The organism is Acinetobacter sp. WU_MDCI_Abxe161 (assembly GCF_025514355.1).
Taxonomy (GTDB): Bacteria; Pseudomonadota; Gammaproteobacteria; order Pseudomonadales; family Moraxellaceae; genus Acinetobacter; species Acinetobacter pittii_E.
The window spans coordinates 64,761-76,362 of record NZ_JAHPTU010000002.1; the positions used below are offsets into that span (position 1 = coordinate 64,761).

Below are 11,602 nucleotides of genomic sequence, written 5' to 3' on the forward strand. Positions count from 1 at the left end.
TTTTATCTCAACTATTTATTTTTTAATAACTTAAGGTGCTGTTTTAAGTGAATAGCTTAGTTCTTTCTTATTTCGGTAAAAAGCACTGCCCAAACTCAGAATTAAGAAAATAGCTAAAATAAAGACCACACCGTAATAGGCATAAAGCGTTGCGGGAGCAATACCTTTATCTAGAAAAACACCTGCAACTGTTGGTGATAAAATTGCCCCAATACGACCAAAACCAATCGCATAGCCCACGCCACGACTACGGATTTCGGCATCATAAATTGTTGGAGAAATCGAATATAAACCTGCCACACAGCCATTAATGAGTGTGCCGAGTAATAAGCCGACTATGAGAGCAATACTCACTTGAGCCGAGACTGCGACAAATAAGAAAACACATGCAGACGTTAGCCCTAAAAATAGACTTAAGGCATAGAAAATTTTCATACGTGATGCCAATAAACCAATGATGGCTGCACCGAAAATCCCACCAATACTAATTAAAATGCCGGTACTTACCCCTTGTTGTGGTGACATTCCCATTGAAATAAGAATTTTTGGTGTCCAGCTCATGACAAAGTAAAAGCCAAACATCACTAAAAAGAATGCAAACCAAAGACAAAGTGTTTGAAATCCCTGTTGTCCTGCAAATAACTTGCTGAGCTCACTACCATTTTGTGTGTTGATTTTTTCATAACGTGGCATAACTGGCAGTTGGTTAAGTCCCATACGACTTACCGTTGTGTTAATCCGTTCGAGTGCCTGTTTTGGTCGTTTCGCGAGTAAATAATCTAAAGATTCTGGTAATAACCATGCGCTAATGAGTAGCATTGCAATGGTAGTAACCCCACCTGCTAAAAAGATTGAGCGCCAACCCAAATGTTCAATCAAAGCCAGTGATAGCACTCCACCGAGTGTTGCACCAATTCCATAACCTGTAGACATTAAACTCACTGCGAGACTACGCCAACGAGCATTGGCATATTCACTTGCCAACACATTACTACTTGCAAGAATCCCACCTACCCCAATTCCGGTAATAAACCGAAGTGCAGCTAACATGCCGTGGCTTTGTACTAAAGCACAGCCCAACATGCTAAGACCTGCAATGACAAGACAAACCAAGATGAGTAAACGACGACCGATTTTATCGGCTAAAGGTGCGAGAAAAATGGAACCGGCAGCCATTCCAAAAAGGCCCGAACTGAGCAACAAGCCAATTTGCGCCCCTGAAAGTGACCATTCTGCTGACACCGATGGCGCGGTAAAAGCCATCACCATCACGTCAAAACCATCAATAATATTAAGACAAATACAGATCAAAATGACGAACCATTGATAGCGGCTCATGTTGTTTTGATTGATCTCACTTAGAACGTCTCTTTCCATTTGTGTATCTCCCAATGTGGATAAGAGATACACACGACATTGCCGATAAGAGCGATTGGGTGGTTATGCATATCCGTATCCATAATGACCTAGAGGAATATTTATTTTTTGAGCATCCTGCTCTTTTTCTATACTGAATATTTGGATCCAAAAAATCAACTAAAATTATAAATGGATTATTAAAAAGTATATAAACACATAAATTATATAAGTATAAAATTATTAAAAACATAAAATTAGAATGCTTAAATATTTTTATGGATCCATATTAAAAAATCCATTATGATCGATTCCAGAGCATTTTTTAGGCAAAAAAAGCTTAGTTTATTTCTAGGAAATGCAAGATGCATTTTTAAAACATCAAAGGATTGTTGTTATGAAACTCAAAAGAGTAAGTCAGCTTACATTAGGACTTTTTTTTGCCAGCCAATTGTTTTACACAACGCAAGCAGCACCTCCAAAAAATCAACAACCACCTAACATCATGATTATTTTGGCCGATGATCTGGGTTTTTCAGACATTAGCGCTTATGGCGGCGAAATTAAAACCCCTCATATTGATAGCCTATTAAAGCAAGGAAAAATGCTTTTTAATTTTCATGCTTCATCAATGTGCTCACCCACTCGTGCGCAACTTATGACAGGTGCAGATAACCACTTGGTAGGTTTAGGTGCGATGTATGAAACTTCAAAACGACAAGAACAATTGGTTGGAGCCGATAGCCCGCGTGTACTACTCAAAATTGATGGATATTCAGGTCACTTAACGCAAAATGCTTACACACTCGCAGAAATTTTAAAGACTAAAGATTATTATACTTTCATGGTCGGTAAATGGCACTTAGGCTATGCTCCCGACCAAAACCCTAAAGCCCGTGGTTTTGATCAATCTTTTGCTCTACTCGACGGCTTCGATTTACACTTTAAAGACCAACCTAAAAACTATCCACGTAACACCCAATACACTGAAAATGGTCAAAAGACCACTTTGCCTGACAACTACTACTCGACCGACTTTTTTACACAAAAAGCGTTTGAGTACTTAGACAAAAATAAAGCGCAAAAACCATTTTTTGCCTACCTAGCCTATACCGCTCCACACTGGCCGCTACAAGCACCTGCTCATTATAGAGACTTATATAAAGGTAAATACGATCAAGGCTACGATGCAATTCGTAAACAACGCTTTCTTAGACAAAAGCAATTAGGATTGATTCCCGCAAACGCAGAATACCCAGTCGAGCGTGGCAACCAAGCTTTAGGTACCAAAAGCTGGAATGAACTCACCCCACAAGAACGCAAGTACGAAGCGCGTAAAATGGAAGTTTATGCGGGCATGGTTACCCAGTTAGATGACCGCGTGGGTGATGTCATTCAATATCTTAAAAAGCATCATTTATATGACAACACATTAATTGTGTTTATGTCAGATAACGGCGCTGAAGGTGGTGATCACAATTTCCCAATGGGTGATGCCGACAATCGCTATGAAAATATAGGCAACGCCAGTTCATATGTTTATATGGGTCCACGCTGGGCCGAAGTGAGCAGCACACCATTTACCCACTGGAAGTCAGCTGCTTCAGAAGGCGGAGTACGAGTTCCATTTATTGTTAAATCGCCTGTGCAGATTTCCAAACAACGTGGAATTAACAATAACTTTGCGACAGTCAGAGATATATTCCCAACTGTAATGGAACTAGCGGGTATTCAAAATAATCAGGTTTATCCAACTTCAAGCACCAAAATTAAACCGTCGGGCTTTAGCCTAATTCCTGCGTTTAAAGATAATACTGCCCGTATTCGACCTGTTAATTATTATGACTTTAAAGAATTGCATGGCAGCCGCTACGCCAAAACTGACCAATGGAAACTTATTGAAAACTCACCTTCTAAATTTAAGAGCCATGGCTGGGAGCTCTACAATTTAAAAACAGATTTTAATGAGCAACATAATGTTTATGCAGAACATCCTGAGATCGTCAAAGTCTTAAATGACAAATATTTAAGATATGCAGACGAAAATGGTGTCGTGGATTTTGAGCAATACAATAAAAAGTAGGGAAAACCAGATGAAACAGATCATGATGCTTTCATCGTTTCTCTTACTTTGTGCATGCCAAAAAATCACACCTCAACTAGAACAGACCACCTTGCCCAACTTAGGTAGCAAAGCTAAATGTAATTCTTATTCGGGCCTTCCTTCGGGTTGGCCTAAAAATAAAGAAGCAGGCATGGTCAAGCTTCCGCAAGGAAAAATTGTTTTAGGCACCACACAAGGTTATGAAGATGAACGCCCATTAAACTTACAGGCAACTTCAGTTCCCGCTTTTTTAATTGATGCAACTGAAGTCACCAACGCTCAATTTCAAGAGTTTGTTAAACAAACGGGTTATGTCACCGATGCAGAGAAGCAAGGCGGCGCAGCTATGTTTGTACAGCCAGATCATCCAGTTGAAGAATTACAGTGGTGGAAATTTGAAAAAGGGGCCAATTGGAAACACCCATGGGGCCCAAACACCCCTAAACAACCAGCACCTCACGAGCCTGTTCGCATGGTGACATGGAATGATGCCTATGCTTATGCAAACTGGCTGGGTCATGACTTACCGACTGAACTTGAATGGGAATATGCAGCCAAAGGTTTTCAGCAAAACTCCGATATTGGCCCTACTCATGAAGGCCATATTGTAGCCAACTTCTGGCAAGGTGAATTTCCATACAAAAATGTTCAGGAAGATGGTTTTAAGGATGTTGCCCCTGTTGGCTGTTTTAGTAAAAACCCATTTGGTTTATATGACTTGATTGGCAATGTATGGGAATGGACGCAAACACCCTATACAGGTCCACGAGATCACCATATGGGGGATCCATCGAAATATAGGCAAAGTCACGAACAGATTTTGCAATACACGATTAAAGGTGGATCTTATTTATGTGCAACCAACTATTGCGCGCGTTATCGTGCTGCCGCGAGGCATCCACAGGAACTCGACCTTGCAACTAGCCATGTCGGATTTAGAACAGTAAAACGCTTTTAAACGGATTTAAAAATGAAGCATATTTTTATTTATGGGATTTTCTTCTCAGGGACAGCCCTTGCCTGCTGTTTAGCTCACAGTGCAGTAGATGTTAACTTTCAAAATACACTCACACTAAAAACATTCAACTTCGACAGACAATATGAAAATGGTACTAGTCCCGATACTCATAGCTTGAGCCAAGGTCTGATTTATCGTGGTGACTGGTCAACCAAGCTTAATGATGTACAGCTCCACCTCAATCCAAGCATTCAATATGCTTATCGCCTAAGTAGCGACCAACACACCAATGATATGGTCATACCCTTTGACCCTAACACCCAGAAACAAGCACAAGACCAAGTTAAATATGGCTTAGGTGCTGGAGTTGAATATCAAAACTTTCGCATGAATGTAGGTGAAATCACTCCCGATTCACCACTTACGCCACAAGTGGATACACATCAATTACGAGTTAACTATAAAGGCTTGGAATTAAAATATAAGACACCGCAACAAAATTTCGAGCTGGGTTTGATTAACCGTTATTCACCAAAAAATGAGGAGGACTACCACAAACTCGCCATTTCAAAACATGAATCTGACGGACTCTATTTCTTTCAATGGGACGGCAATACACCTCGGTACCACTGGAAATTTTATAATGGTTACGTAACAGATCTCATCAATCAAAGTTACTTTGCTTTTGATTATCAATGGACAAAACAGCACACCACAAAATTACGTGCGTTTCGCCACGACGACGTCGGTAAATCAAAACTTGGAGAATATGACAATACATCCTTAGGCGCTATGCATTTTATCAAACATGGCAACTTTACAACTGGAATTGGCTACCAAGAAAACTTTGGCAAAGATGGAATTCCAAAACTCGACAATATGCCCATCCCCCATATGATGAACTGGACCTTAGGCGCGTTTACCAAAGCAGATGAAAAATCTTATCATTTCGTTGCCTCGTATGACTTTAAAGACTATATCAAGGGTTTAAAAATCACCTATAAATACATTTATGGCGATTCATTTCAGACCATAAACCAAAATGATTTTGAGCAAGAAAGTGACGTGTTGATTCAATACGACCTAAATGCTTGGGTTAAAAATCTTAAGTTTCTTTTCTTAAATATAAATTACGACACCAAACACGGCAAAAGTCTGGATGAACAGCGCATGATGCTTCACTACACCGTTAATTTCTAAATTATCACTCTCCATAATGGCCTCAACCATAGCCATTATGGATCCAAATTAAAATTAATAAAAATTTCCTCCTAAAAACTCAAAGAAATATAAAAGCCTTTATTGGTAAACATAAAATACAATTTCATCAATTTCAAAGAACAATATTTTTTAAAAAATATACTGCTTATCAATTGACCATTATTTTTATTTATTATAAATTGGATCCAATAAGTGATAAGGAGTCGTCACAATGTTTATTAAAAATGCATGGTATGTAGCCTGCCGCCTAGAAGAAATCCAAGACAAACCATTAGGTCGTACGATCTGTGGTGAAAAAATTGTTTTTTATCGTGGTAAAGAAAACCAAGTTGCAGCCGTTGAAGATTTTTGTCCGCATCGTGGCGCCCCACTCTCACTTGGTTATGTCGAAGATGGCAATCTCGTGTGTGGTTATCATGGCTTAGTGATGGGTTGTGATGGAAAAACAGTTTCCATGCCAGCCCAACGTGTAAACGGTTTCCCTTGCAACAAAGCATATGCAGTTATTGAAAAGTTCGGCTTTATTTGGGTATGGCCGGGCGAGAAAGCTTTAGCAGATGAAGCAAAACTTCCAACTTTAGAATGGGCAGATCATCCTGAATGGAGCTATGGCGGAGGCCTGTTTCACATCCAGTGTGACTATCGTTTGATGGTCGACAACCTCATGGATTTAACCCACGAAACCTATGTTCACTCAAGCAGTATTGGGCAAAAAGAGATTGATGAATCATTGCCTGTGACTAAAGTTGACGGCGACCATGTCATTACCGAACGCTATATGGAAAATGTGATCGCACCTCCATTTTGGCAAATGGCCCTTCGTGGTAACCACTTAGCAGATAATGTACCAGTTGACCGTTGGCAACGTTGCCACTTCTTTGCGCCAAGTAATGTTCATATTGAAGTAGGTGTCGCACATGCTGGACATGGTGGTTATCACGCACCGAAAGACAAAAAAGTTTCTTCAATCGTGGTCGATTTTATTACACCGGAAACTGAAACCTCACATTGGTATTTCTGGGGAATGGCACGCAACTTCCAGCCAGATAATGCTGAACTCACCGATCAAATTCGTGAGGGTCAAGGCAAAATCTTTACTGAAGATTTAGAAATGCTTGAGCAACAACAACAAAATATTTTAAACAATCCACACCGCAAGTTACTAATGCTCAATATCGACGCAGGCGGTGTACAGTCTCGTAAAGTGATTGAGCGACTACTTGCCGAAGAAAATACAACACCTCCTGAAACGTCCACACAGAAGTTTCCAAACATTCGGATTATTTAAAGGAGCATAAACATGGACGTTATTATTCAAAAAATTCACCAGCTCACCCCAACTATTCGTGCATTTGAATTGGTTGCAGCAAATGGCACAGAGCTACCGAGTTTTGAAGCAGGTGCGCATATTGATGTGCATCTGAAAAACGGCCTAACCCGCCAATATTCACTTTCAAACTGCTGCACTGAAAAGCACCGTTATGTGATTGGCGTTTTACATGATGCCAATTCGCGCGGTGGCTCACGCTGCATCCACACTGAATACCGCGAAGGCGACCACTTAAAAATTGGTGAACCGCGTAATTTATTTGAAATTCACCCTCAAACCAAACAGGCAGTTTTATTTGCGGGTGGTATTGGTATTACCCCTATTTTATCAATGGCATATCGACTTAAAGTCGCAAATATTCCTTTTGAATTACATTACTTTGTTCGTAGTCATGAAATGATTGCCTTTTATGGCAACTTAACCGAGCATTTTGGTGAGCAAGTCCATTTTCACATTCAAGACCAACTAGACACGGAATGTAATATGGCAGAGGTTTTGGGCCAAGCTTCACCAGATAAACACTTATATGTGTGTGGCCCTACAGGGTTTATGCAGTTTGTTATGAACTCGGCTGAACAAGCGGGTTGGCATAGCGAACAGTTACATCAAGAGCATTTCGTCGCTCAAAAAGTAGATACGTCCAACGATGAAGCTTTTACCATCGAAGTTAAAGGTACAGGCCATCGAATTGAAGTATTACCAGAGCAGACTGCTACTGAAGCATTAATTGCAAATGGTTTTGATATTCCTGTTTCGTGTGAACAAGGCATTTGTGGTACATGTATTACCCGTGTGGTAGAAGGCACGCCAGATCATCGAGATCTATTTATGACCGATGAAGAACATGCACTAAATAACCAGTTTACGCCCTGCTGTTCTCGTGCAAAAACTAAAAACCTTGTGATTGAGCTTTAACTCGAAAGTTCCTTTATTCGAAAATAAAGGAACTTATTTCACTTTAAACATTGAGAACATTTTTTAGCGTTTCACCCAAAATCACCACACTGCTATGTTCGCGCATTAAAGTTTCAGCGCGTCCTGCCTGACGATGTACCAAAGCATCAAAAATCGAACAATGCTGTAAATGTGCATAGTGCAAACGGCGATATTCCGACAAAGCTTGATTCTGGTCATAGGTAATGGCTTGGGCAGAAGCCATAGGCAATTGGTTGTTTTTCGCTAAGGCTTGTATAAGTGCGACGTTTTGCGCGCCTTCAATAATGGTGTCATGAAAAATGACGTTAAAATGGTGATAACGTTCTAGTTCAGCATCGCCAAACTCGTCTTTTTCATTAAAAAGTTTTTCAGTTTCCTGAATGCAATGTTGCAGCGTCTTTTTCTGCTCTTCGCTTAAGCCTTGTTCTGCCAAAGTTTTCGCAGCTAATCCTTCCAGCACGCCGCGCACTTCGAGCGCATCATGAACAAGTTGTTCTGAAATTTCACGAACCGTATAACCACGAGTTGGGTTTTTGATGAGGAGCCCTTCTTGCTCGAGCAAACGAAAGGCAATACGAACAGGCTGCCTTGAAACCCCAAGTAACTCGGCAGTCGGAATTTCAGCAATTCTGGCACCGCCTTCAAGTTCCCCTGAAATAATCATTTTTCTTAGTTTAAGTAAAACTTGTTGTCCTGAAGACATTCGCTGCCACACATCACCAAAAACGTCACTTCGATGCTAGCAAGTTCATTTGTAAAATGAAATAAATTTTCTGTGTGAATCAGTGCTTAAGCATTTCTGTATATTTTAAAAAATTAAATTACCAACCACCTTTTATCAAAGGTTTTTAAGATTATTGACCATAATATCAAGGTTGTTACGAATTAAATAAGCCAAGTTAATATCAATGCCTTCAAGCATTTTTTCTTCGACTTTTAAAACCACTTCATTGCATTTATTCAGCTTATCAATACCGCTTTCGGTCAGTGTAATTAAAATACGGCGACCGTGGGTTGGGTCAGGTTTTTTCTCAATCCAACCATTCACCAGTAAATCTTGCAGAATTTTATTAGCAGATTGCGGCTTTATAAAAGAACGCTCAGCAAGTTTGGCATTAGATAAATTACTTTTGGAAGCTAAAACAGAAAGTGCAGTAAATTGCGGTAAGGTAATTTCAAGCTCCTTTAAATGTTCTGATAAATGTTTACTAATAATTCGATCAACACGAGCAATCATATAGCTTAACTTAGGCTCATCTTCTACTTTTTTTGGAACTAAATTCGAACGTACCATAACCTTTCATTCATCATAAGAAAATCTGTAGTGAAAGTATGAGGATCTACCTCATACTTTCGTTAAAACTTAGCGAGCACCTGAGCTTTGTACTAAATGTACAGGCTGTTTAGGTTTTTTGACAAGAAGTAATGCAGAGATCGCTGCAATTAAAATCACTGGAATACTTGAACCAATTACAATGGTCGAGCTTTGTCCAAGCGAGAGTAAAAAACCAGCCATTAAAGGACCTGCAAAAGAACCTATACGTCCAATTGCAACCGCTGAACCTACTCCTGTTCCACGCATTTCGGTCGGATAATACATGGCAGCCAGACCATACAACGCCGATTGTCCACCCACAATAAACAGACCACAACCTACTGCTGAAAGTGCGAGTAAAGCCACTGTCGGAGAAACAGCCAAACAGCACAGCGAAAATAAAATACCGAGATAAATCAGCTTAATCACAAAACTCATGCGTAATTTATCAAGCAATACGCCCATGAGAATTGAACCTAAAATTCCGCCAACGTTGTACCCCATCTGTACATAGTTTGCCTGTAGTTTCGATAGGCCTTGCGCGCCCATCAGTAACGGCAACCAATTCAATAAGAAATACAGTACCACCAACGTACAGAAAAAGCTTACCCAAAGCTGAATGGTCGACATACGGCGTTCTTTAGCAAATAAAACTTCCAAGAATGGTGTCGTTTTTTGTGCTTGACCTTTACGTTGCAGATAATCATTTGACTCAGGTAAAAAGCGCATAATCAGTGGAATAAGTAAAATAGGCGCGATCCCCCCAATATAGAAAATATGGCGCCACTCTGCATCACCTGCCAACGACATAGCAACCACAGAAGTGAGTAATCCACCAAAAGGAATCCCGCTGTACATAATACTTACTGCTGTCCCTTTATATTTATCGGGTACGGCTTCAGATGCCAGTGTAATCATCATCGGAAGTGCCCCGCCCATTCCTAAACCGGTACAAAAACGGATGAGCAGTAACAGGCTGAAATTGGCCGCATAGGCGGTCAGTAAAGACATAATTCCAAAAAGTAAAATACTAAAAATCAGAATTTTCTTACGCCCGACAATATCAGCAAATCTGCCGCCTAATATTGCACCTGGCAGTGTTCCCAAAATTGCAGCACTAAATGCCCATGCCATTTGGGCATTGTCTAACATAAACTCAGCCCGCATTCGTGGAGCGGCTACCCCCATTGACTGAAGATCAAACCCTTCAAAAATTGCTATTGCAAAGCACAGTAGCAACGTGATTTTTGCCCTTGAAGGCTGTCCCGATATTTTTTCCATTGTGTTATCCCTTATTGACTAGTCGTTCCATTTAGCCCTTTGTGTATTATTGTTTAAACACATCAAAAATATCAGTTAAACTTACCAAAAAATCAATACTTTTTCATATTAAATTATTTTTATATTTATTTAATATTTAAAATACAATGAATTATAAAATATTTATGAAATTCTACAAAAAAGACTTGAATGTAAGTTTAACTGATATTAGATTAAATCCCAGAACAGCAAAAATATCATTCAAGGAGTATGAAGATGAGTTATGAAAACCGCTGGGAAACAGTAGATGTTAAAGTTGAAGAAGGAATTGCATGGGTTACCCTAAACCGCCCAGAAAAGAAAAATGCCATGAGCCCGACACTCAATCGTGAAATGATTGATGTACTCGAAACACTTGAGCTTGATCAAGAGGCGCGTGTTTTAGTGTTGACGGGTGCTGGCGATTCTTGGACAGCGGGTATGGATTTGAAGGAATATTTCCGTGAAGTCGACACTCAACCAGAGATTTTCCAAGAACGTATTCGCCGTGATTCATGTCGCTGGCAGTGGCAACTTCTTCGCATGTATTCAAAACCAACGATTGCCATGGTCAATGGCTGGTGCTTTGGAGGCGGTTTCTCACCTTTAGTGGCGTGTGACCTAGCAATTGCAGCAGATGAAGCAACTTTTGGTTTATCTGAAATTAACTGGGGTATCCCACCGGGCAACCTCGTAAGCAAAGCAATGGCAGACACTGTAGGTCACCGTGCATCTTTGTATTACATCATGACGGGTAAAACCTTTGGTGGTAAAGAAGCAGAAACGATGGGCCTTGTAAATAAAAGCGTACCACTTGCCCAGTTAAAAGCAGAAGTGACTGAACTTGCAAATTGCCTACTTGAGAAAAACCCTGTGGTTCTTCGTACTGCTAAAAATGGCTTTAAGCGTTGCCGTGAACTGACATGGGACCAAAACGAAGACTATTTATATGCCAAGCTTGACCAATGTATCCACCGCGATACGGAAAATGGTCGCCAAGAAGGTTTGAAACAATTCTTAGATGAAAAATCAATTAAGCCAGGTTTACAGAGCTATAAACGTACTGGTTAACTTTTGATTTTT

Annotated in this window: 10 protein-coding genes; 6 read left to right on the forward strand and 4 right to left on the reverse strand. The window is 40.1% G+C overall.

Annotation, left to right across the window (positions count from 1 at the left end; all coding sequences use genetic code 11):
• Positions 1-30: 30 nt before the first annotated feature.
• On the reverse strand, positions 31-1,377 hold the full coding sequence (locus KTI78_RS02195) for an MFS transporter (RefSeq protein ID WP_262445054.1): 1,347 nt from the start codon (positions 1,375-1,377) through the stop codon (positions 31-33).
• A gap of 376 nt (positions 1,378-1,753) precedes the next feature.
• Here KTI78_RS02195 and KTI78_RS02200 point away from each other — a divergent pair, with 376 nt between their 5' ends.
• From KTI78_RS02200 to KTI78_RS02220, 5 genes are all read left to right on the forward strand, one after another.
• Positions 1,754-3,439, forward strand: coding sequence for an arylsulfatase (locus KTI78_RS02200; protein ID WP_262445055.1), 1,686 nt, complete (start codon positions 1,754-1,756; stop codon positions 3,437-3,439).
• A gap of 25 nt (positions 3,440-3,464) precedes the next feature.
• The gene (locus tag KTI78_RS02205; RefSeq protein ID WP_262445253.1) at positions 3,465-4,418 is read left to right on the forward strand and encodes a formylglycine-generating enzyme family protein; all 954 of its coding nucleotides are present in this window, start codon (positions 3,465-3,467) and stop codon (positions 4,416-4,418) included.
• 12 nt (positions 4,419-4,430) lie between these two features.
• Positions 4,431-5,618, forward strand: a complete 1,188-nt coding sequence (locus tag KTI78_RS02210) for an OprD family porin (protein WP_262445056.1) — start codon at positions 4,431-4,433, stop codon at positions 5,616-5,618.
• A gap of 232 nt (positions 5,619-5,850) precedes the next feature.
• A complete protein-coding gene (locus KTI78_RS02215; protein WP_262445057.1) occupies positions 5,851-6,927 on the forward strand; it encodes an aromatic ring-hydroxylating oxygenase subunit alpha in 1,077 nt (358 codons plus the stop codon).
• A 12-nt stretch (positions 6,928-6,939) separates the two neighbouring features.
• Complete coding sequence (locus KTI78_RS02220; protein WP_262445058.1) at positions 6,940-7,884, forward strand: PDR/VanB family oxidoreductase; 945 nt, start codon at positions 6,940-6,942, stop codon at positions 7,882-7,884.
• Positions 7,885-7,927: 43 nt separating this feature from the next.
• Here the strand turns inward: KTI78_RS02220 and KTI78_RS02225 are convergent, their stop codons facing one another.
• The 3 genes from KTI78_RS02225 to mhpT form a co-directional block, all read right to left on the reverse strand.
• Positions 7,928-8,620, reverse strand: a complete 693-nt coding sequence (locus KTI78_RS02225; protein WP_079748314.1) for a GntR family transcriptional regulator — start codon at positions 8,618-8,620, stop codon at positions 7,928-7,930.
• 123 nt (positions 8,621-8,743) lie between these two features.
• Entirely contained in the window at positions 8,744-9,199 is a 456-nt protein-coding gene (locus tag KTI78_RS02230; RefSeq protein WP_262445059.1) for a MarR family winged helix-turn-helix transcriptional regulator, read from the reverse strand.
• 69 nt (positions 9,200-9,268) lie between these two features.
• Entirely contained in the window at positions 9,269-10,501 is a 1,233-nt protein-coding gene (gene mhpT, locus KTI78_RS02235) for a 3-(3-hydroxy-phenyl)propionate transporter MhpT (RefSeq protein ID WP_262445060.1), read from the reverse strand.
• A 249-nt stretch (positions 10,502-10,750) separates the two neighbouring features.
• Between mhpT and KTI78_RS02240 the strand changes: the two genes are divergently transcribed.
• Entirely contained in the window at positions 10,751-11,590 is an 840-nt protein-coding gene (locus KTI78_RS02240) for a p-hydroxycinnamoyl CoA hydratase/lyase (protein WP_262445061.1), read from the forward strand.
• The last annotated feature ends 12 nt before the right edge of the window (positions 11,591-11,602 follow it).